Source organism: Pseudomonas sp. NPDC087336 (assembly GCF_044744285.1).
Classification (GTDB): Bacteria; Pseudomonadota; Gammaproteobacteria; order Pseudomonadales; family Pseudomonadaceae; genus Aquipseudomonas.
In genome coordinates, this window is sequence record NZ_JBIUYA010000047.1 from 1 (window position 1) to 22,295 (window position 22,295).

19 protein-coding genes, 3 tRNA genes and 1 riboswitch are annotated in these 22,295 nt (G+C 60.4%); of the genes, 21 read left to right on the plus strand and 1 reads right to left on the minus strand.

Annotated elements, in window-relative coordinates; all coding sequences use genetic code 11:
* From ACIO0C_RS29130 to astE, 14 genes are all read left to right on the plus strand, one after another.
* Positions 1-875 (plus strand): AMP-binding protein (locus tag ACIO0C_RS29130; RefSeq protein ID WP_401317651.1); only part of this gene is annotated, 875 nt, incomplete at its 5' end.
* A gap of 656 nt (positions 876-1,531) precedes the next feature.
* Positions 1,532-2,308: an ABC transporter substrate-binding protein gene (locus ACIO0C_RS29135; RefSeq protein ID WP_020800770.1), complete on the plus strand. Its 777-nt coding sequence runs from the start codon at positions 1,532-1,534 to the stop codon at positions 2,306-2,308.
* Positions 2,309-2,400: 92 nt separating this feature from the next.
* Complete coding sequence (locus ACIO0C_RS29140) at positions 2,401-3,090, plus strand: ABC transporter permease (protein ID WP_008058010.1); 690 nt, start codon at positions 2,401-2,403, stop codon at positions 3,088-3,090.
* Complete coding sequence (locus ACIO0C_RS29145) at positions 3,087-3,785, plus strand: ABC transporter permease (RefSeq protein WP_272603341.1); 699 nt, start codon at positions 3,087-3,089, stop codon at positions 3,783-3,785. Before ACIO0C_RS29140 ends, ACIO0C_RS29145 begins: the two co-directional genes overlap by 4 nt.
* A 1-nt stretch (position 3,786) precedes the next feature.
* The gene (locus ACIO0C_RS29150; RefSeq protein WP_401317656.1) at positions 3,787-4,899 is read left to right on the plus strand and encodes a M14 family metallopeptidase; all 1,113 of its coding nucleotides are present in this window, start codon (positions 3,787-3,789) and stop codon (positions 4,897-4,899) included.
* 27 nt (positions 4,900-4,926) lie between these two features.
* A complete protein-coding gene (locus ACIO0C_RS29155; protein ID WP_007971015.1) occupies positions 4,927-5,691 on the plus strand; it encodes an ABC transporter ATP-binding protein in 765 nt (254 codons plus the stop codon).
* A gap of 246 nt (positions 5,692-5,937) precedes the next feature.
* Positions 5,938-6,918, plus strand: coding sequence for a transcriptional regulator ArgR (gene argR / locus ACIO0C_RS29160; RefSeq protein ID WP_401317697.1), 981 nt, complete (start codon positions 5,938-5,940; stop codon positions 6,916-6,918).
* Positions 6,919-7,248: 330 nt separating this feature from the next.
* Complete coding sequence (locus ACIO0C_RS29165) at positions 7,249-8,469, plus strand: aspartate aminotransferase family protein (RefSeq protein WP_401317658.1); 1,221 nt, start codon at positions 7,249-7,251, stop codon at positions 8,467-8,469.
* Positions 8,470-8,711: 242 nt separating this feature from the next.
* Positions 8,712-9,731 (plus strand): arginine/ornithine succinyltransferase subunit alpha, encoded by a 1,020-nt coding sequence (gene aruF / locus ACIO0C_RS29170; RefSeq protein WP_401317661.1) that lies wholly within the window; start codon positions 8,712-8,714, stop codon positions 9,729-9,731.
* Positions 9,732-9,804: 73 nt separating this feature from the next.
* On the plus strand, positions 9,805-10,830 hold the full coding sequence (gene astA, locus ACIO0C_RS29175) for an arginine N-succinyltransferase (RefSeq protein WP_401317663.1): 1,026 nt from the start codon (positions 9,805-9,807) through the stop codon (positions 10,828-10,830).
* Positions 10,827-12,296 (plus strand): succinylglutamate-semialdehyde dehydrogenase, encoded by a 1,470-nt coding sequence (astD, locus tag ACIO0C_RS29180; protein ID WP_401317699.1) that lies wholly within the window; start codon positions 10,827-10,829, stop codon positions 12,294-12,296. Before astA ends, astD begins: the two co-directional genes overlap by 4 nt.
* Before the next feature lie 159 nt (positions 12,297-12,455).
* Positions 12,456-13,802, plus strand: coding sequence for an N-succinylarginine dihydrolase (gene astB, locus ACIO0C_RS29185; protein WP_401317665.1), 1,347 nt, complete (start codon positions 12,456-12,458; stop codon positions 13,800-13,802).
* 61 nt (positions 13,803-13,863) lie between these two features.
* Complete coding sequence (locus ACIO0C_RS29190; RefSeq protein ID WP_008057983.1) at positions 13,864-14,154, plus strand: hypothetical protein; 291 nt, start codon at positions 13,864-13,866, stop codon at positions 14,152-14,154.
* Positions 14,155-14,166: 12 nt separating this feature from the next.
* A complete protein-coding gene (astE, locus tag ACIO0C_RS29195; protein ID WP_401317667.1) occupies positions 14,167-15,177 on the plus strand; it encodes a succinylglutamate desuccinylase in 1,011 nt (336 codons plus the stop codon).
* A 133-nt stretch (positions 15,178-15,310) separates the two neighbouring features.
* On the opposite strand, the gene ACIO0C_RS29200 is transcribed toward astE, so the two are convergent.
* Positions 15,311-15,823, minus strand: a complete 513-nt coding sequence (locus ACIO0C_RS29200) for a 6,7-dimethyl-8-ribityllumazine synthase (protein ID WP_401317670.1) — start codon at positions 15,821-15,823, stop codon at positions 15,311-15,313.
* Between the two features lie 117 nt (positions 15,824-15,940).
* Positions 15,941-16,112: riboswitch (FMN riboswitch) on the minus strand.
* A gap of 196 nt (positions 16,113-16,308) precedes the next feature.
* Between ACIO0C_RS29200 and ltaE the strand changes: the two genes are divergently transcribed.
* The 7 genes from ltaE to ACIO0C_RS29235 all read left to right on the plus strand — a co-directional run bounded on the left by ltaE (position 16,309) and on the right by ACIO0C_RS29235 (position 22,276).
* The gene (ltaE, locus tag ACIO0C_RS29205; protein WP_401317672.1) at positions 16,309-17,313 is read left to right on the plus strand and encodes a low-specificity L-threonine aldolase; all 1,005 of its coding nucleotides are present in this window, start codon (positions 16,309-16,311) and stop codon (positions 17,311-17,313) included.
* Positions 17,314-17,459: 146 nt separating this feature from the next.
* Positions 17,460-20,081 (plus strand): alanine--tRNA ligase, encoded by a 2,622-nt coding sequence (gene alaS, locus ACIO0C_RS29210; protein WP_401317674.1) that lies wholly within the window; start codon positions 17,460-17,462, stop codon positions 20,079-20,081.
* A 91-nt stretch (positions 20,082-20,172) separates the two neighbouring features.
* Positions 20,173-21,414, plus strand: coding sequence for an aspartate kinase (locus ACIO0C_RS29215; RefSeq protein WP_008057978.1), 1,242 nt, complete (start codon positions 20,173-20,175; stop codon positions 21,412-21,414).
* 188 nt (positions 21,415-21,602) lie between these two features.
* Positions 21,603-21,791 carry a carbon storage regulator CsrA gene (gene csrA, locus ACIO0C_RS29220; RefSeq protein ID WP_002554426.1) on the plus strand — a complete coding sequence of 63 codons (189 nt, stop codon included), beginning with the start codon at positions 21,603-21,605 and terminating at the stop codon, positions 21,789-21,791.
* Positions 21,792-21,853: 62 nt separating this feature from the next.
* Positions 21,854-21,944 (plus strand) — tRNA-Ser (locus ACIO0C_RS29225).
* Positions 21,945-22,051: 107 nt separating this feature from the next.
* Positions 22,052-22,128, plus strand: a tRNA-Arg gene (locus ACIO0C_RS29230).
* A 71-nt stretch (positions 22,129-22,199) separates the two neighbouring features.
* A tRNA-Arg gene (locus tag ACIO0C_RS29235) sits at positions 22,200-22,276 on the plus strand.
* Positions 22,277-22,295: the final 19 nt, after the last annotated feature.

Here is a 22,295-nt window from a genome sequence, read left to right on the forward strand (position 1 = left end):
TTCGCGCCATGATGGCCGCGGGTACGGCCGCCGTTGAAGGCGCCGATGGCAGCAGCCTGCGCCTGTTGGGTTCGGTGGGTGAGCCGATCAACCCGGAGGCCTGGGACTGGTACTACAAGAACGTCGGCCAATCCCGTTGCCCGATCGTCGACACCTGGTGGCAGACCGAAACCGGCGCGACCCTGATGAGCCCGCTGCCGGGTGCTCACGGCCTCAAGCCGGGTTCTGCGGCGCGTCCGTTCTTCGGCGTGGTGCCGGCGCTGGTGGACAACCTGGGCAACATCATCGAAGGCGAGGCCGAGGGCAACCTGGTGATTCTCGATTCGTGGCCAGGCCAGGCGCGTACCCTGTACGGCGATCACGACCGTTTCGTCGACACCTACTTCAAGACCTTTCGTGGCATGTACTTCACCGGTGACGGCGCCCGCCGTGACGCCGATGGTTACTACTGGATCACCGGTCGCGTGGACGACGTGCTCAACGTCTCCGGCCACCGCATGGGCACCGCCGAGATCGAAAGCGCGATGGTCGCCCACCCGAAAGTCGCCGAAGCGGCGGTGGTCGGAGTGCCGCACGACATCAAGGGTCAGGGCATCTACGTGTATGTCACCTTGAAGAATGGTGAGGAGCCGAGCGAGCAGCTGCGCCTGGAACTGAAAAACTGGGTGCGCAAGGAGATCGGCCCGATTGCTTCGCCGGATGTGATCCAGTGGGCCCCGGGGCTGCCGAAGACGCGCTCGGGCAAGATCATGCGACGGATTCTGCGCAAGATTGCTACCGCTGAGTACGATGCGTTGGGGGATATTTCCACCCTGGCCGATCCGGGTGTGGTGCAGCATTTGATTGATACGCACAGGACGATGAATGTTGCTTAAGTAACGTTCGGCGTCATCGAAGCCCTGCCGGGTATTTGTCTGGCGGGGCTTTTTGTTGGCTGGCTTTTTGTGTTGGCTGTGCGGGCAAGCCCGCTCCCACAGGGATTTTCGGCGTGCATGCAATCCTGTGGGAGCGGGCTTGCCCGCGAAGGGGCCAAACAGTCACTGCATAAACAACAGCCAATAATTATCGGCTTCCCCTGTAGGATGTTTCCTACGGTTACCCGCGTTTTTTCAAGTTACTGAATGTGTAACCGCGCTGCGCCGATTCGGGGCATTGGGAAACGCCAAGCCCCCTCAGCTGCTTCTACAAAAAATTAGAACCCACGCTGCGCTTGCCGGATTAGAAGGGTTTGCCAATAATAGGCCCGCAACTTGCAATACTGATCGGTTCACTGTCTTTTGCTCTTGCATGATTTTGCAAGGCTGTCAACGCGCCCGGGCGGCTTTCTCTGTGCTTCTGTAATTAGTTGTCGCATTGAAGAAATATCGGCTTCGGGCCTGTCGTTAGAATGCCGATCACTCGCTCGTCGTTGCCTGTGTTGAATTTCAACACCCGCATCCCAGGACGCAGCAACGCTTTCCGGTTCCACTCATTCGCATATTGGGCTGTCGCTCACTCTGCCGTTTTAGCCCTTTACCGATGGAGTCCCAAGATGAAGAAACTCGTGCTGCTTGGCGCCCTGGCAATGTCCGCCGTGCTGTCCTTGCCATCCTTCGCCGATGAAAAACCCCTGAAGATCGGTATCGAAGCGGCTTACCCTCCGTTCGCTTCCAAAGCGCCGGACGGCAGCATCGTGGGTTTCGACTACGACATCGGTAACGCCCTGTGCGAAGAGATGAAGGTCAAGTGCGTGTGGGTCGAGCAAGAGTTCGACGGCCTGATCCCGGCACTGAAAGTGCGCAAGATCGACGCGATCCTGTCGTCCATGTCGATCACTGAAGATCGCAAGAAGTCCGTGGACTTCACCAACAAGTACTACAACACTCCGGCGCGCCTGGTCATGAAGGCCGGCACTCAGGTCGGCGACAACCTGGCTGAGCTCAAGGGCAAGAACATCGGCGTGCAGCGTGGTTCGATCCACGAGCGTTTCGCTCGCGAAGTGCTGGCCCCGCTGGGTGCCGAAATCAAGCCGTACGGTTCGCAGAACGAAATTTATCTCGACGTGGCCGCCGGCCGCCTCGACGGCACCGTGGCAGACGCTACCCTGTTGAATGACGGCTTCCTGAAAACCGACGCAGGCAAAGGTTTTGCCTTCGTGGGCCCTGCCTTCACTGACGTCAAATACTTCGGCGACGGCGTAGGTATCGCGGTTCGCAAGGGCGACGCGCTCAAAGACAAGATCAACACCGCGATCGCTGCCATTCGCGAGAACGGCAAGTACAAGCAAATCCAGGACAAGTACTTCGATTTCGACATTTACGGTAAGTAAATACGTCGCAACGACAAGTCTGAAATGGCGCAAGCAACAGGATCTCTGAGGTTTGCGCCATTTTTTCATCCCAACTTTCGAGGACCTGAATCATGTTGAAAGGCTACGGGGCTGTCATCCTCGATGGCGTTTGGCTGACGCTTCAGCTCGCCTTGTCGTCCATGGCCCTGGCCATTGTCCTGGGCCTGATCGGCGTGGCACTGCGTCTGTCGCCAGTGCGCTGGCTGGCCTGGCTGGGCGATCTGTATTCCACGGTGATCCGCGGCATTCCCGACCTGGTGTTGATCCTGCTGATTTTCTATGGCGGCCAGGACCTGCTCAACCGCGTCGCTCCGATGCTGGGCTATGACGAATACATCGATCTGAACCCGTTGGCTGCCGGTATCGGCACCCTGGGCTTCATCTTCGGTGCGTACCTGTCGGAAACCTTCCGTGGCGCATTCATGGCGATCCCCAAGGGGCAGGCTGAAGCGGGCATGGCCTACGGCATGAGCAGTTTCCAGGTGTTCTTCCGGGTGCTGGTACCGCAGATGATTCGCCTGGCGATTCCGGGTTTCACCAACAACTGGCTGGTGTTGACCAAGGCTACCGCGCTGATTTCGGTGGTGGGCCTGCAAGACATGATGTTCAAGGCCAAGCAGGCGGCAGACGCTACCCGCGAGCCTTTCACCTTCTTCCTCGCGGTGGCGGCGATGTACCTGGTGATCACCAGTGTCTCGTTGCTGGCATTGCGTCACCTCGAGAAGCGCTACTCGGTAGGCGTAAGGGCGGCTGAGCTATGATCTTCGACTACAACGTCATTTGGGAGGCCTTGCCGCTGTATCTGGGCGGCCTGGTGACCACCCTCAAGTTACTCGCGCTGTCGCTGTTCTTCGGCCTGCTCTGTGCATTGCCGTTGGGCTTGATGCGCGTCTCGAAAAACGCCGTGGTCAACATGACGGCGTGGCTCTACACCTACGTGATCCGCGGCACGCCGATGCTGGTGCAGCTGTTCCTGATCTACTACGGTCTGGCGCAGTTCGAAGCCGTACGTGAAAGCTTCTTGTGGCCATGGCTGTCCAGCGCCACGTTCTGTGCCTGCCTGGCGTTCGCCATCAACACCAGCGCCTACACCGCCGAAATCATCGCCGGCAGCCTGCGGGCCACGCCGAACGGCGAGATCGAAGCGGCCAAGGCCATGGGCATGTCGCGGGTCAAGATGTACAAGCGCATCCTGCTGCCGTCGGCCCTGCGCCGGGCGTTGCCGCAGTACAGCAACGAAGTGATCATGATGCTGCAGACCACCAGTCTTGCATCCATCGTGACCCTGATCGACATCACCGGTGCCGCGCGCACGGTCAACGCCCAGTTCTACCTGCCGTTCGAGGCGTACATCACCGCCGGCGTGTTCTACCTGTGCCTGACGTTCATTCTGGTGAAGCTGTTCAAGATGGCCGAGCGCCGCTGGCTGGGCTACCTGGCCCCGCGGAAGCACTGATATGGAACGCATCGATCATGCATTGCCGTGGAGCCACTTGGGCAGCGAACGCCGGATTTCGGTGTTCCGCTACGGCAGTGGCGAGCGCAAGGCCTACATCCAGGCCAGCCTGCACGCCGACGAATTGCCGGGCATGCGCACGGCCTGGGCGCTGAAAAAGCGCCTGGCCGAACTCGAAGCCCAAGGACTGTTGAACGGTGTGATCGAACTGGTGCCGGTGGCCAATCCGCTGGGCCTCGGTCAGTTGCTGCAGGGCAATCATCAAGGGCGTTTCGAGGCCGGTAGCGGCAAGAATTTCAACCGCGACTTCGTTGAGTTGAGCGCGCCAGTGGCTGCGCAACTTGATGGGCACCTGGGTGATGATCCGCACGCCAATATTCGTTTGATTCGCCAGGCCATGAGTGATCACCTGGCGGCATTGCCAGAGGCGAGCAGCCAGTTGCAAGGCATGCAACGTGTTCTGCTCAGCCACGCCTGCACCGCCGATGTGGTGCTGGACCTGCATTGCGATGCCGAAGCGGCGTTGCACATGTACGCCTTGCCACAGCACTGGCCGCAGTGGCGTTCGCTGGCCGCGCACCTGGATGTGAAGGTCGGCCTGCTGGCGGAAGATTCCGGCGGCAGCTCCTTCGATGAAGCCTGTTCGCTGCCGTGGTTGCGTCTGGCGCGCCTGTTCCCGGACGCGCAGATTCCGCTGGCGTGCCTGGCGACTACCCTTGAACTGGGTGGTCAGGCCGACACCGGTCGCGCGCAATCCGAGGCTCACGCCGAAGGCATCCTGGCGTTCCTCGCCGAGCAAGGCCTGATCAGTGGTGAGTGGCCAAACGCGGCGCACGAACCTTGCGAAGGCCTGCCATTCGAAGGCACTGAACTTCTGTTCGCGCCGCATCCCGGTGTGGTGAGTTTCCTGCGTAAACCCGGTGAATGGGTTGAGGCGGGCGATGAGATTTTCGAAGTGATCGATCCGCTGGCGGATCGGGTCAGCACGGTGTGTGCTGGTACGTCCGGGGTGCTGTTTGCCATTGAACGGCTGCGTTACGCCCAACCCGGTTTCTGGCTGGCCAAGGTGGCGGGGCGCGAAGCGCTGCGTCACGGGCGCTTGCTCAACGACTGACTGACTGTTTTTGTGAGAACCGACCGCATGTACAAGCTTGAAGTCCAAGACCTGCATAAACGCTATGGCAGTCACGAAGTGCTCAAGGGCGTGTCCCTGAAAGCGGCGGCCGGCGATGTGATCAGCATCATCGGCTCCAGTGGCTCCGGCAAGAGTACTTTCCTGCGCTGCATCAACCTGCTGGAGCAGCCGCACGCGGGCAAGATCCTGCTCAACAACGAAGAGTTGAAGCTGGTGGCGAACAAGGACGGCGCGCTGAAGGCCGCCGACCCGAAACAGCTGCAACGCATGCGTTCGCGCCTGTCGATGGTGTTCCAGCATTTCAACCTGTGGTCGCACATGACCGCGCTGGAAAACATCATGGAAGCGCCGGTGCACGTTCTCGGTGTGTCCAAGGCCGAAGCTCGCGAAAAAGCCGAGCACTACTTGAACAAAGTGGGCGTCGCTCACCGTAAAGATGCTTACCCGGGCCACATGTCCGGCGGCGAACAGCAGCGCGTGGCGATTGCCCGTGCGCTGGCGATGGAACCCGAGGTGATGCTGTTCGACGAACCAACCTCGGCCCTCGACCCGGAACTGGTCGGCGACGTGCTGAAGGTCATGCAGGCGCTGGCTCAGGAAGGCCGGACCATGGTCGTGGTGACCCACGAAATGGGCTTCGCCCGTGAAGTGTCGAACCAGTTGGTGTTCCTGCACAAAGGTGTCGTTGAGGAAAGCGGCAACCCGCGTGAGGTGCTGGTCAATCCACAGTCCGAACGTCTGCAACAATTCCTTTCGGGTAGCCTGAAGTAATCAGAACTGCCGTTGTGCACCGCGATAGTGCATGCTTCGCAGTCTAAAGGCTGGCTCCGATCCTCTGTAGGAGCTGGCTTGCCAGCGAAAGCGGTGTGTCAGATTCGATCTCTGCCTCTGACACACCACTTTCGCCGGCAAGCCGGCTCCTAAAGTGATCTGTGTTGGTTTTGCGATTTGTGTTCATTTACGGGCTAGCATTGGCCCATGCCCTCATCACTGTTCTTCGCTTCGGATCGCTTGCCCATGACTGCCCATCGAATAGGTTTCCTGATTTGGCCCAGCACAAAAGCACTGACGCTTGCGCTGGCTGAGGAGGCCTTGCGAGTTGCCCAGCGTGTGCACCCGGACGTGGTCTACGAGCTGTCGTTTTTGCGGGCCGAACCGCCGAGTGAAGGCCAATGGCAATTGCCCGGTGAGCCCTGGGCCGGCAAGCTCGAAAACTTCCAGAAACTGTTCCTGCTCGCTGACGAGCCACCGACCAGTCTCGCCCCGGCGCTGAGCAGTGCGCTCAAGCAGCTGGTGCGTGCCGGTTGCGTGATCGGCGGGCTGTCGGCCGGTGTTTATCCATTGGCGCAACTGGGCTTGCTCGACGGTTACCGCGCCGCGGTGCACTGGCGCTGGCAGGATGATTTCGCCGAACGCTTCCCGAAAGTCATCGCCACCAGCCATCTGTTCGATTGGGATCGCGATCGCCTGACCGCGTGTGGTGGCATGTCGGTACTCGACTTGCTGCTGGCGGTACTGGCTCGTGATCATGGCGCCGAACTGGCCGGTGCGGTGTCCGAAGAATTGGTGGTCGAGCGGATCCGTGAAGGCGGTGAGCGCCAGCGCATTCCGCTGCAGAACCGCCTGGGTTCCAGCCATCCAAAGCTCACCCAGGCGGTGTTGCTGATGGAAGCCAACATCGAAGAGCCGCTGACCACCGACGAAATCGCCCAGCACGTGTGCGTGTCCCGGCGGCAGCTGGAGCGGATCTTCAAGCAGTACCTCAACCGTGTGCCGAGCCAGTACTATCTGGAACTGCGCCTGAACAAGGCCCGGCAGATGCTGATGCAAACCAGCAAGTCGATCATCCAGATCGGCCTGTCCTGTGGCTTCTCCTCGGGGCCGCATTTCTCCAGCGCCTACCGTAATTTCTTCGGCGCAACACCGCGCGAAGATCGCAACCAGCGGCGCAGCAGCAGCCCCTTCGAATTGTCATCGGTCCCCTCCGAACGCGGCTAGAGCGCCCATTCATCATGCGCCATCCCCTGTAGGAGCCAGCTGGCCCGCGAAGGCGTTCTCAAGGGCAGCGCATGGCTCTGGACTGCCTTTGCTGGCAAGCCGGCTCCTACAGGGTGCGTCGGTTTCCCGCAGAACTGCCTATAAACGCACGCGACAGTTTAAACTGCGCCTTTGCGACCCTATATGTCGCATTGCCGTAAACCCGGGAAAAACCGGGGTTTGCGCTATAAGAAGTTGTCGCTTGGCGGCAAGGCCGGGCTGAAAACTGTCCTTACAATCCCCCCATCGCTCGCCAGTTTCAGGCGAGTGTTTTCTCTTCAGGAGACTCCGATGTCCGTTGAGCACGCTGCGGTACAACGCGCCGATTTCGATCAGGTAATGGTTCCCAACTATGCGCCTGCCGCATTCATTCCTGTGCGTGGCGCCGGTTCCCGCGTCTGGGACCAGTCCGGTCGCGAGCTGATCGACTTCGCCGGCGGGATTGCCGTTAACGTATTGGGCCACGCGCATCCGGCGCTGGTCGGTGCCTTGACCGAGCAGGCGAACAAGCTGTGGCACGTGTCCAACGTGTTCACCAATGAGCCGGCCCTGCGCCTGGCGCACAAGCTGGTCGACGCCACCTTTGCCGACCGCGCCTTCTTCTGCAACTCCGGCGCCGAAGCCAACGAAGCCGCTTTCAAGCTGGCCCGTCGTGTCGGTTTCGACCGCTTCGGCAGCGAGAAGTACGAAATCATCGCCGCGCTCAACAGCTTCCACGGCCGTACCCTGTTCACCGTTAACGTCGGTGGCCAGTCGAAGTACTCCGATGGTTTCGGTCCGAAAATCACCGGTATCACCCATGTGCCGTACAACGATCTGGCCGCACTGAAAGCCGCCATTTCCGACAAGACCTGCGCCGTGGTACTGGAACCGATCCAGGGCGAGAGCGGCGTGATCCCGGCCGAACTCGAATACCTGCAAGGTGCCCGCGAGCTCTGCACCGCGCACAACGCGCTGCTGATCTTCGACGAAGTGCAAACCGGCATGGGCCGTACCGGCAAACTGTTTGCCTACCAGCATTACGGCGTGACGCCGGACATCCTGACCAGTGCCAAGAGCCTGGGCGGCGGTTTCCCGATCGCGGCGATGCTGACCACCGAAGACCTGGCCAAGCACCTGGTCGTCGGCACCCACGGCACCACCTACGGCGGCAACCCGCTGGCGTGTGCTGTCGCCGAAGCCGTGATCGATGTGATCAACACCCCGCAAGTGCTGGCCGGCGTCAACGCCAAGCACGACAAGTTCAAGGCGCGCCTTGAGCAGATCGGCGAGAAGTACGGCCTGTTCACCCAGGTCCGTGGCCTGGGCCTGTTGATCGGTTGTGTGCTGAGTGATGCCTGGAAAGGCAAGGCCAAGGACATCTTCAACGCCGCTGAAAAAGAAGGCCTGATGGTGCTGCAGGCCGGCCCGGACGTGGTGCGTTTCGCGCCAAGCCTGGTGGTGGAAGACGCGGACATCGACGAAGGTCTGGACCGTTTCGAACGCGCCGCGGCAAAACTGACGCAAGCCTGATAGACCCTTCGACGCCTGACCGTTCAGGCGTCGAACCCAATTTTTATGCCGGACAGCCCTGACGCACTACCCCCCCTGTAGGAGCTGGCTTGCCAGCGATGGCGGCCGATAGATCGCCGCAAGGCTCTCGGGCCTCTTCGCTGGCAAGCCAGCTCCTGCAAGGGGACGTCGCAGGGCAACCCCGGTATTTTTTTCCCCGTCGACCAATCGGGTCGACCTGTTCTTGATTAAGGAGTGACACCATGCTGGTGATGCGCCCCGCGCAAATGGCTGATCTGGGCGAGGTACAGCGTCTGGCTGCGGACAGCCCGATTGGTGTCACTTCCTTGCCGGATGACGTTGAACGCCTGAGCGACAAGATCGCCGCGAGCGAAGCCTCGTTCGCCGCCGAAGTCAGCTTCAACGGTGAAGAGAGCTATTTCTTCGTGCTCGAAGACACGGCCACCAGCAAGTTGGTGGGCTGTTCGGCGATCGTCGCCTCGGCGGGTTATTCCGAGCCGTTCTACAGTTTCCGAAATGAAACCTTCGTGCATGCCTCCCGCGAGCTGAAGATCCATAACAAGATCCACGTGCTCTCGCAGTGCCACGACCTGACGGGCAACAGCCTGCTGACCAGTTTCTACGTGCAGCGCGAGCTGGTGGGTTCGCCTTGGGCCGAGCTCAATTCCCGTGGTCGCCTGCTATTCGTCGCCAGCCACCCGGAGCGTTTCGCCGATTCGGTAGTGACCGAGATCGTCGGCTACAGCGATGAAAACGGCGATTCGCCGTTCTGGGATGCCATCGGTCGCAACTTCTTCGACCTCAACTACGCCGAAGCCGAGCGTCTGTGTGGCCTGAAGAGCCGGACCTTCCTCGCCGAACTGATGCCGCATTACCCGATCTACGTGCCGCTGCTGCCGGACTCCGCTCAGGAAGCCATGGGCCAGGTGCACCCTCGGGCGCAGATCACCTTCGACATCCTGATGCGCGAAGGCTTCGAAACCGATCACTACATCGACATCTTCGACGGCGGCCCGACCCTGCATGCCCGTGTCTCGGGGATCCGTTCGATCGCCCAGAGCCGCGTGGTGCCGGTGAAAATCGGCGAGCCGGTCAAGGGTGCCGGTCGTCAGTACCTGGTGGCCAATGCCCAGTTGCAGGATTACCGCGCAATCATGCTCGAGCTCGATTACGCGCCGGGCAAACCCGTGACCCTGGATCTGGAAGCGGCTGAGGCCCTGGGCGTCGGCGAAGGTGCCAGCGTGCGCCTTGTGGCGGTTTGACGCCTGCTTCAAAAAATGCCTGAAAAGCGGCGAGTTTCACGGGTGGCGCAAGCGGCCCGATTGAGGAGATAGCATGATCGTTCGTCCCGTACGCAGCAGCGATTTACCCGCTCTGATCGACCTGGCCCGCAGCACCGGCACCGGCCTGACCACCTTGCCGGCCAACGAAGAGCGCCTGGCCCACCGGGTCGGCTGGGCCGAGAAGACCTTCCGTGGCGAAGCCGGGCGGGGCGATGCGGACTACCTGTTCGTGCTCGAAGACGACAACGGTCGCGTGGTGGGCATTTCCGCCATCGCGGGCGCCGTGGGCCTGCGTGAACCCTGGTACAACTTCCGGGTCGGCCTGACGGTCAGCGCTTCGCAAGAGCTGAGCATCTATCGCGAGATCCCGACGCTGTTCCTGGCCAACGACCTGACCGGCAACTCGGAGCTGTGCTCGCTGTTCCTGCATGCCGATTACCGCAGTGGCCTCAACGGTCGCATGCTGTCCAAGGCGCGGATGCTGTTCATCGCCGAGTTCCCGCAGCTGTTCGGCAACAAGATCATTGCCGAGATGCGCGGTGTTTCCGACGCAGCCGGGCGTTCACCGTTTTGGGAAAGCCTGGGCCGGCATTTCTTCAAGATGGAGTTCAGTCAGGCGGACTACCTCACCGGTGTGGGCAACAAAGCCTTCATTGCCGAACTGATGCCGAAGTTTCCGCTGTACACCTGCTTCCTGTCGCCCGATGCGCGCAACGTGATTGGCCAGGTGCACCCCGACACCGAACCTGCCTTGTCGATGCTCAAGAGCGAAGGCTTCAGCTATCAGGGCTACGTCGACATCTTCGACGCAGGTCCAGCCATCGAGTGCGAAACCGGCAAGATCCGCGCCGTGCGCGACAGCCAGGCGCTGGTGCTGGCGATTGGCACGCCGGGCGACGACGCCACGCCGTTCATCATTCACAACCGCAAGCGCGAAGACTGCCGCATCACTGCCGCTCCGGCACGTCTGGCCGCAGGCACCCTGGTGGTCGACCCGCTGACCGCCAAACGTCTTCAACTCAACGCTGGCGATCAAGTGCGCGCCGTGGCGTTGTCCGCTGCTCGGGAGTCGAAATAATGAAGTCGCTATACATTGCAGGTGAATGGCTGGCAGGTGGGGGCGAAGCCTTCGAGTCGCTGAACCCGGTGACCCAGCAAGTGCTGTGGTCTGGCACCGGTGCCACCGCTGATCAGGTCGAGTCGGCCGTGCAGGCTGCGCGCCAGGCGTTTCCGGGCTGGGCCCGTCGGACCCTGGAAGAACGCATTGCGGTGCTGGAAGCTTTCGCCGCGGCATTAAAGAACAATGCTGACGAACTGGCTCGCACGATCGGTGAGGAAACCGGCAAGCCCCTGTGGGAGTCGGCCACCGAAGTCACCAGCATGGTCAACAAGATTGCGATCTCGGTGCAGAGCTACCGTGAGCGCACCGGCGAGAAGAGCGGCCCGCTGGGCGACGCCACCGCAGTGCTGCGCCACAAGCCGCACGGTGTGGTGGCGGTGTTTGGCCCGTACAACTTCCCTGGCCACTTGCCCAACGGGCATATCGTGCCGGCGCTGCTGGCCGGTAACACCGTGCTGTTCAAACCGAGTGAACTGACGCCGAAAGTCGCCGAGCTGACGGTCAAGTGCTGGATCGAGGCCGGTTTGCCGGCGGGCGTGCTGAACCTGCTGCAGGGCGCTCGTGAAACCGGTATCGCCCTGGCGGCGAACCTGGGCATCGACGGCTTGTTCTTCACCGGTTCCAGCCGCACTGGCAATCACCTGCATAATCAATTCGCCGGCCGTCCGGACAAGATCCTGGCGCTGGAGATGGGGGGCAACAACCCGCTGGTGGTGGATCAGGTCGCCGATCTCGATGCCGCTGTCTACACCATCATCCAGTCGGCCTTCATCTCTGCCGGCCAGCGCTGCACCTGTGCCCGCCGCTTGCTGGTGCCGCAAGGCGCCTGGGGCGATACATTGCTGGCGCGTCTGGTGGCGGTCAGCTCGTCGATTGAAGTCGGCGCGTTCGATCAGCAACCGGCACCCTTCATGGGTTCGGTGATTTCCCTCGGTGCGGCAAAAGCGTTGATGGATGCCCAGGAACATTTACTGGCCAACGGCGCCGTGGCGCTGCTGGAAATGACGCAGCCTCAGGCCCGGGCCGCCTTGTTGACCCCAGGGATTCTGGACGTCACGGCAGTAGCCGATCGCCCGGACGAAGAGCTCTTCGGTCCGTTGCTGCAAGTGATCCGCTACGCTGATTTTGAAGCGGCGATCGTTGAAGCCAACGACACCGAATATGGCTTGGCGGCCGGCCTGCTGTCGGATTCCGAAGCGCGCTACCAGCAGTTCTGGCTGGAAAGTCGTGCCGGTATCGTCAACTGGAACAAGCAATTGACCGGTGCGGCCAGCAGCGCGCCATTCGGTGGCGTCGGCGCCTCGGGCAACCACCGCGCCAGCGCCTACTACGCGGCCGATTACTGCGCCTACCCGGTGGCCTCGCTGGAAACCCCGAGCCTGGTGTTGCCGGCGGCCCTCACGCCTGGCGTGAAAATGGCGTGATGCCATTCGCGGGCAAGCCCGCTCCCACAAGTTCGGTGGCGTTCACACATCTTGTGTACGACGCAGTCACTGGGGGAGCTGGCTTGCCAGCGATGGCCACACCTCGGTCTCAAAGAATGTACTGAAGCCATAACAACAGATTCTCGTGGAGCCTCGCTGATGAAATCCTATGAAGTCAATTTTGACGGTCTAGTGGGGCCGACCCATAACTACGGTGGCCTGTCCTACGGTAACGTCGCGTCCCAGAGCAACAGCCAGCAGTCTTCCAATCCCAGGGAAGCGGCGCTGCAAGGCCTGGCGAAGATGAAAGCGCTGATGGACATGGGCTTTCAGCAAGGCGTGCTGGCGCCACAAGAGCGCCCGGACGTGGCGGCACTGCGTCGCCTGGGTTTCAGTGGCACCGATGCTCAAGTCATCGAGCGCGCCGCCAAGGAAGCCATGCCATTGCTGGTCGCCAGCTGCTCGGCATCGAGCATGTGGGTGGCCAACGCCGCCACTGTCAGCCCGAGCGCCGACACCGCGGATGGCCGCGTGCATTTCACCGCCGCCAACCTCAACTGCAAATACCACCGCAGCATCGAACACCCGACCACCAGTCGCGTGCTGGGCGCCATGTTCGCCGACCAGAAGCACTTCGCCCACCACGCCGCCTTGCCGGCCGTGGCGCAGTTCGGTGACGAAGGCGCGGCCAACCACACCCGTTTCTGCCGCGAATACGGCGAAGCCGGTGTCGAATTCTTCGTGTTCGGCCGCAGTGCCTTCGATACTCGCTACCCGGCCCCGCAGAAATACCCGGCGCGCCAGACCCTCGAAGCCTCCCAGGCCGTTGCCCGTCTGCACGGCCTGAGCGATGACGGTGTGGTCTACGCCCAGCAAAACCCGTCGGTGATCGATCAGGGCGTGTTCCACAATGACGTGATCGCGGTCGGTAACGGTGAAGTGCTGTTCTATCACGAGGACGCGTTCCTCGAGACCGACAAGATGCTCGCCGAATTGCAGGGCAAACTCGCCAAGGTCGGTGGGAAATTTCAATCGGTGTGCGTACCGCGTTCGGCGGTCAGCGTCGAAGACGCGGTTCGCTCCTACCTGTTCAATAGCCAGCTGCTGACGCGTCCTGACGGCTCCATGCTGTTGATCGTGCCGGAAGAATGCCATGGCAACGAGCGCGTATGGCAATACCTGCAGGGTTTGACCAGCTCCGGTGGCCTGATCCGCGAAGTGAAAGTCTTCGATCTTAAGCAGAGCATGCAGAACGGCGGTGGCCCTGCTTGCCTGAGGTTGCGCGTCGCCCTCAACGAAACCGAGCTGGCGGCCGTCAACCCAGGGGTTATCATGACGGCACCGTTGTACGGCACTCTGACCGAATGGGTCGAGAAGCACTACCGCGACCGCATGACCGAAAACGATCTGGCGGACCCGCAATTGCTGCTTGAGTGCCGGACGGCACTGGATGAACTGACGCAAATCCTTAAACTGGGCGCGGTTTATCCATTCCAGATCAATTGATCGACGGCGCGCTTTCGGGCCCGACAGCGCGCCGCTTCATCTCAAACGAGAGCGTATTTACATGAGCGACAAACTGCAGCTGATCCTTGAAGACACCGACGGCACGCAACTGGAAACGTCCTGCACCCGCGTCGCGGTCATGTGGCAAGGCAAAGAGCTGTGGATCCAGCACGATGGCCGTGGCCAATTGCTGATCGGCGTGGACGTCGAAGAAGGCGACGCCGAATACGCCAACCTGCTGCTGCGCCCATTGGCGACTAATCTGGTAAGTCTACAACTGGAGATGGAACCGGCTGACCTGGGCGACGACGAGGAACACGTTCACGGCCCGGATTGCAATCACGACCATTAAGGAAACCGCTCTATGCTCGCCCTCGGCAAACTGCTTGAACTGACCCTCGCCGGCCGCGAACCGGCGGAGAAGACTCAACTGACTGTCGAAGGCGTGCGCATGCGCTGGCTGAGCGAAGGTGCGCTGGAAGTGCGGCCTCCGCTTGCTCGCGACAATGGCCTGGACCTGCTTTTATCGGCCGGTATCCACGGCAACGAAACAGCGCCGATCGAGCTGCTCGATCGCCTGTTGCATGACATCGCCCGCGGCGACCTGAAACCGCGTGCCCGCATTCTGTTCCTGTTCGGCAACCCTGAAGCCATTCGCAAGGGCGAGCGTTTCGTCGAGCAGGACGTCAATCGGTTGTTCAACGGCCGTCACGAACAAAGCAGTGGCTCCGAAGCGTTGCGCGCCTGTGAACTGGAGCGCCTGGCGGCCAGTTTCTTCAGCCTGCCGGACCGTCAGCGGCTGCATTACGATTTGCACACGGCGATTCGCGGCTCGAAAATCGAACAGTTCGCCTTGTACCCCTGGAAAGAAGACCGCCAGCATTCACGCCAGGAACTGGCTCGGCTGCGCGCTGCGGGCATGGAGGCGGTGCTGCTGCAGAACAAGCCGTCCATCGTCTTCAGTTCCTATACCTACGACAAGCTCGGTGCCGAGTCCTTCACCCTTGAACTGGGCAAGGCGCGGCCGTTCGGACAGAACGACGGGGTGAACGTCTCCCTGCTGGAAAACCGTCTCAAACAGATCATCGAAGGCACCGAGCCCGAGTTGGCGCAAGAGGCGCTGGACGGTTTGCAGCTGTTCAGCGTGGCACGGGAAATCATCAAGCACAGCGACAGCTTCCGCCTGAACCTGCCAGTGGACATCGAGAACTTTTCGGAACTGGAAGTGGGTTATCTGCTGGCGGAAGACATCGCCAATACCCGCTGGATCATCGAGGAAGAGGGCGCCCGGATCATCTTCCCGAACCCCAAGGTGAAGAATGGCTTGCGTGCCGGGATCCTGATCGTGCCGACCACCGACGAAAACCTGGCCTGACCCAAACCACAGGCTCACCATAAAACCTTGTGGGAGCGGGCTTGCCCGCGATAGCGGTGTGTCAGTTAACAAAAATATCGACTGACGTTCCGCCATCGCGGGCAAGCCCGCTCCCACAGTTTTTTTGCGGTGTTTAGACTGCTACGGCACGTGGTTCGGAGCGACGCAAGTTGCGAATCTTCATCAACGTATCCGCACACGTCTTCGCCGCTTCCTGGCCCTTATGCACGAAATGCTCGAAGAAGAACTTATGATGCAGTACTTCACCCGCATGAAAGTGGTGCGGGGTCAGCGACACCGAGAACACCGGTACTTCGGTTTCCAGCTGAACCTGCATCAGGCCGCTGACTACCGACTGGGCGACGAACTCGTGACGGTAAATCCCGCCGTCCACCACCAGGGCGGCCGCGACGATGCCGGCATAACGGCCGGTCTTGGCCAGCAACTTGGCGTGCAGGGGCATTTCAAAGGCGCCGCCGACTTCGAAGAAATCGATGTCGGACTCTTGATAACCCTGGGCAATCATTTCGGCGACGAAGCCTTTACGGCTCTGATCGACAATGTCTTTGTGCCAGCAGGCCTGGATGAACGCAACGCGCTCGCCGTGATGGTGTTTGCTTTTGCTGTCGATTGCGGTGGGTTGCATGTTCTGATTCCTGTTTGTGTGAAAAACAGGGCTTATGAATCGAATGGGATTTAAGGGTACGCAGGCACACACGAGTGCCTGCGGGCGGCGCTTTGGTATGAGCCTGGGCGGCGCCAATCCCGTTCTCTCTTCATCCGGACTATGACCGTCGGCCCCGGGATCACACCGGGTCTGCTGACCTTGCCGCCATGCACGGCAAAGGCCGTGTCTGTCACCAAGCGCTCGCGGGCTATGCGTGTTGCACGCAATTACCGCCGGTGGGGAGTTGCACCCCGCCCTGAGAACGTTTTGCCGCCAGATTGTTAGGCGGCGAAGCTTTTTTATCACATATTTCTCATCTGTGCATGGCTGCTATTTGATGATTGCTATCGACTTTTTCGTCGAAACAGCAAGTCGTTTGCTTCCCAAGGGTTGAATATTGGTTGGCATGACCGCAGTACTTCCTGCCTGAAAGGGATTTTCCCCTGCTTACCGAGGCCAGATTCATGAGCGTTATCGATCTTCGCAGCGACACCGTCACCCAACCCACCCCTGGCATGCTCGACGCGATGGCCGCCGCCGTCACCGGTGACGATGTATATGGCGAAGACCCGACGGTTAATCGACTGGAGGCCGAGCTGGCAAATCGCCTGGGTTTTTCCGCGGCACTGTTCGTCCCGACAGGCACCATGAGCAACCTGCTGGGCTTGATGGCCCATTGCGAGCGCGGTGACGAATACATCGTCGGCCAACAGGCTCACACCTATAAGTACGAAGGTGGTGGGGCGGCGGTGCTCGGTTCGATCCAGCCACAGCCGCTGGAGGTGCAGGCTGATGGCTCGCTGGACCTTTCGCAGGTGGCGGCGGCGATCAAGCCGGACGACTTCCACTTTGCCCGCACCCGTTTGCTGGCACTGGAAAACACCATGCAGGGCAAGGTCCTGCCGCTCGAATACCTGGCCAGGGCGCGCAGCTTTACCCGCGAACATGGGTTGCAACTGCATCTGGACGGTGCGCGCCTGTACAACGCGGCGGTCAAGCTGGGTGTCGATGCCCGGGAAATCACCCGGCATTTCGATTCCGTCTCGGTGTGCCTGTCCAAAGGCCTGGGCGCGCCGGTGGGTTCGGTGTTGTGCGGTTCGGCAGAGCTGATCGGCAAGGCACGGCGTCTGCGCAAGATGGTCGGCGGCGGCATGCGCCAGGCCGGGATCCTGGCAGCGGCGGGCCTGTACGCGCTAGACCACAACGTGGAGCGCCTGGCCGACGACCACGCCAATGCCCAATTGCTGGCGCAAGGCCTGCGTGCAGCAGGTTTTGAGGTCGAGCCGGTGCAGACCAACATGGTTTACGTTGCCATGGGCGACAAGGCCGAAGCACTCAAGTCTTTCGCCGCCGAACGCGGGATCAAGCTCAGTGCTGCCGCTCGTCTGCGCATGGTCACGCACATGGGCGTCAGCGCTGCGCAAATCGAGCAGGTCGTCGCGACATTCGTCGACTTTTCCAGTAAGTGATAGCGTTAGCGCTCCAATTGACCGTTTCTATCGTATAAACACGCTGTACCCCGCGCGCAGGGCCGATATAATGCGGCCCTTTGCCGTCGTTTCGTCTGTTGACGTTTCGAACAGGCCTTTGGCCGCAGCCTCCGTGGAAGAACCTAATGAAAAGCGCAGAAATCCGTGAAGCCTTCCTTCGCTTCTTCGAAGAGCAAGGCCACACCCGTGTAGCCTCCAGCTCTTTGATTCCGGGCAACGACCCAACCCTGCTGTTCACCAACGCGGGGATGAACCAGTTCAAGGACTGCTTCCTGGGCCAGGAAAAGCGCGCGTACACCCGCGCCGTCAGCAGCCAGAAATGCGTGCGCGCCGGCGGCAAGCACAACGACCTGGAGAACGTCGGTTATACCGCTCGTCACCACACGTTCTTCGAAATGCTGGGTAACTTCAGCTTTGGTGACTACTTCAAGCGTGACGCCATCACCTACGCCTGGAACTTCCTGACTTCCGACAAGTGGCTGAACCTGCCGAAGGAAAAGCTCTGGGTCACCGTGTACGCCAGCGATGACGAGGCGTACGACATCTGGACCAAGGAAGTCGGGGTTCCGGCCGAGCGCATGGTTCGCATCGGCGACAACAAGGGCGCGCCTTACGCGTCCGACAACTTCTGGACCATGGGCGATACCGGCCCGTGCGGCCCTTGCACCGAGATTTTCTACGATCACGGCGCCGACATCTGGGGTGGCCCACCGGGCTCGCCGGAAGAAGACGGCGACCGCTACATCGAAATCTGGAACAACGTGTTCATGCAGTTCAACCGCACCGCCGACGGCGTGTTGCACCCGCTGCCAGCACCGTCGGTGGACACCGGCATGGGCCTGGAGCGGATCAGTGCCGTGCTGCAGCACGTTCACTCGAACTATGAAATCGACCTGTTCCAGAGCCTGCTGAGCGCTTCGGCCAAGGCCATCGGTTGCACCAACGACGCCCAGGCTTCGCTGAAAGTCGTGGCTGACCACATTCGTTCCTGCGGCTTCCTGATTGCCGACGGCGTGCTGCCGTCCAACGAAGGTCGCGGTTACGTGCTGCGCCGCATCATTCGTCGCGCTTGCCGTCATGGCAACAAACTGGGCGCCAAGGGCAGCTTCTTCTACCAAATCGTCGCGGCCCTGGTCGCCGAGATGGGCGAGGCCTTCCCGGAGCTGAAGTCCCAGCAGTCGCACATCGAGCGCGTACTGAAAGCCGAAGAAGAGCAATTCGCCAAGACCCTGGAGCAGGGCCTGAAAATTCTCGAGCAGGATCTGGCCGAACTGAAAGGCGACGTAGTACCGGGCGACGTAGTGTTCAAACTCTACGACACCTACGGTTTCCCGATGGACCTGACTGGCGACATCGCTCGCGAGCGCAGCCTGACCATCGACGAAGCAGGTTTCGAACGCGAGATGGAAGCCCAGCGCGTTCGTGCCCGTTCCGCCAGTTCCTTCGGCATGGACTACAACAGCCTGGTCAAGGTCGATGTGGACACCGAGTTCACCGGCTACACCGCTCACAGCGGTTCGGCAAAAATCGTTGCGCTCTATAAAGACGGCCAATCGGTCGACGTGTTGAATGAAGGCGACGAGGGCGTGGTCGTTCTGAACCAGACGCCGTTCTACGCGGAATCCGGTGGTCAGATCGGTGATTGCGGCTTCCTCCAGGCTGGCGCTGCACGTTTCGACGTGCGCGACACCACCAAGACCGGCGGCGCGTTCCTGCACCACGGTGTGCTGGATTCGGGCAGCCTGATCGTCGGTGCTCCGGTCGAGACTCACGTCGATGCCGAAGTGCGTCACGCGACGTCGCTGAACCACTCGGCGACTCACTTGCTGCACGCTGCATTGCGTCAGGTGCTGGGCGATCACGTCCAGCAAAAAGGCTCGTTGGTCGACAGTCAGCGCCTGCGCTTCGACTTCAGTCACTTCGAAGCCATCAAGCCTGAACAGCTGAAAGCACTGGAAGACATCGTCAACGCCGAGATTCGCAAGAACTCCGAAGTTGAAACCGAAGAAACCGATATCGAAACCGCCAAGCAGAAAGGCGCCATGGCGCTGTTCGGCGAGAAGTACGGCGACAACGTGCGCGTGCTGAGCATGGGCGATTTTTCCGTCGAGCTGTGCGGTGGTATCCACGCCAACCGTACCGGTGACATCGGCCTGCTGAAAATCATCAGCGAAGGCGGTGTGGCTTCCGGCGTGCGTCGTATCGAAGCGGTGACAGGCGCTGCAGCACTGGCTTACCTGAACGCGGCGGAAGAGCAACTCAAGGAAGCGGCCAGCCTGGTCAAGGGCAGCCGCGACAACCTGATCGACAAACTGTCGGCTGTGCTGGAGCGCAACCGTCTGCTGGAGAAGCAACTCGAGCAGTTGCAAGCCAAGGCCGCCAGTGCGGCGGGTGACGATCTGTCGGCGCAAGCCTTGGACGTCAAGGGCGTGAAAGTGCTGGCCGTACGTCTGGACGGGCAGGATGGCAAGGCGCTGTTGGCGCTGGTCGATCAACTGAAAAACAAACTCGGCCGCGCAGTGATCCTGCTCGGCAGTGTCCATGAGGAAAAGGTCGTTCTGGTTGCAGGCGTAACCAAAGACCTGACTGGCCAACTCAAAGCCGGTGATTTGATGAAACAGGCTGCTGCGGCAGTGGGCGGGAAGGGCGGTGGTCGTCCAGACATGGCGCAAGGCGGCGGTACCGACGCTGGCGCCCTGGATGCGGCACTGGCGCTGACCGTTCCGTTTGTAGAGCAGGGTTTATAAGGCAGTGCCTGCGGCCCGCAGTCTAGTGGCGGGCCGCAACGCTGTTTGAGTGATTATTTGGGCGCCCTTCATGGGCAGAGGCGGCTTTGAAATGGCTTTGATCGTACAGAAATTTGGAGGCACCTCGGTCGGCACCGTCGAGAGAATCGAGCAGGTTGCCGACAAGGTTAAGAAATTCCGCGATGCCGGCGATGACCTGGTGGTTGTGCTGTCTGCAATGAGCGGCGAAACCAACCGTCTGATCGATCTGGCCAAGCAAATCAGTGGCGGCGATCAACCGGTTCCTCGCGAGCTGGATGTGATCGTCTCCACCGGTGAGCAGGTGACGATTGCCCTGTTGGCCATGGCGCTGATGAAGCGCGGTGTACCAGCGGTGTCCTACACCGGCAACCAGGTACGGATCCTGACGGATAGCGCACACAATAAAGCGCGTATCCTGCAGATTGACGACCAGAAGATTCGCGGTGACCTGAAGGCTGGTCGCGTGGTGGTTGTCGCCGGTTTCCAGGGCGTCGACGAGCACGGCAACATCACCACCCTCGGTCGTGGCGGTTCCGACACCACCGGTGTGGCCCTGGCAGCGGCCCTGAAGGCTGATGAATGCCAGATCTACACCGACGTCGATGGCGTCTACACCACCGACCCGCGCGTCGTGTCCGTGGCTCAGCGCCTGGACAAGATCACCTTCGAAGAGATGCTGGAAATGGCCAGCCTCGGTTCCAAGGTGCTGCAGATCCGTGCGGTGGAGTTCGCCGGCAAGTACAACGTCCCGCTGCGCGTATTGCACAGCTTCAAGGAGGGTCCGGGCACCCTCATTACTATTGATGAAGAGGAAACCATGGAACAGCCGATCATTTCCGGTATCGCTTTCAACCGCGATGAAGCCAAGCTGACCATCCGTGGCGTGCCAGACATCCCAGGCGTTGCCTTCAAGATTCTCGGCCCTATCAGCGCCGCGAACATCGAAGTCGACATGATCGTGCAGAACGTCGCGCACGATAACACCACCGACTTCACCTTCACCGTGCACCGCAACGACTACCAGGCGGCCCAAACCGTGCTGGAGAAAACCGCTGGCGAGCTGGGTGCCCGTGAAGTCATCGGCGACACCAAGATCGCCAAGGTGTCGATCGTAGGTGTTGGCATGCGCTCCCACGCAGGCGTCGCCAGCCGCATGTTCGAAGCGCTGGCCAAGGAAACCATCAACATCCAGATGATCTCGACCTCGGAAATCAAAGTCTCCGTAGTGATCGAAGAGAAGTACCTGGAACTGGCTGTGCGCGCCTTGCACACGGCTTTCGAACTGGACGCACCGGTCCGTCAGGGCGAGTGATGCGTTTGCCAAAGGGCGCGGTCTGACCGCGCCCTTTGTTTTTTTGCAAGGCGCGACCCCGAGGCTGTTCTTTTGCTCGCGCTGGTCAATACTCAGGCATGTAGGCCTTCGACCGCTTTGGTTGTAGGTCGAGTGCCTTTTTTTTGCAGACTGTTGTCCCTGAAAATGTAATGCGTGAGGAGAAAGGTATGCTGATTCTGACTCGTCGGTGCGCAGAAAGCCTGATTATTGGTGATGGCGAAATCACCGTGACCGTGCTCGGCGTCAAAGGAAATCAAGTGCGCATCGGTGTCAACGCCCCGAAAGAGGTTGCGGTCCACCGTGAGGAAATCTACCTGCGTATAAAGAAAGAGAAGGACGAAGAACCAAGCCATTAATTTTTATCGATTTTTATGTTTGCAAACGGGGAAAAGGTTGGTTAAGATACGCCCCGTGTTGCGGAGAGCTGGCCGAGTGGCCGAAGGCGCTCCCCTGCTAAGGGAGTACACCTCAAAAGGGTGTCGGGGGTTCGAATCCCCCGTTCTCCGCCATTATTTGCGTAGTACGTTGTAATCTGGCTTCTTCGGTAAGTTGTTGAAATTACTAGAAAAAGTGCTTGACATAGAGATTAGACGGCCTATAATGCGCGGCAACAAATGCACTCGTAGCTCAGCTGGATAGAGTACTCGGCTACGAACCGAGCGGTCACAGGTTCGAATCCTGTCGAGTGCACCATTTAAGAGTTGTTTGCAGTAATGTGAGTGACTTGGCTTCAACCAGTTGTGATCTGGTATAAAAACACAAATGCACTCGTAGCTCAGCTGGATAGAGTACTCGGCTACGAACCGAGCGGTCACAGGTTCGAATCCTGTCGAGTGCACCATACAAACAAAAAGCCCGCC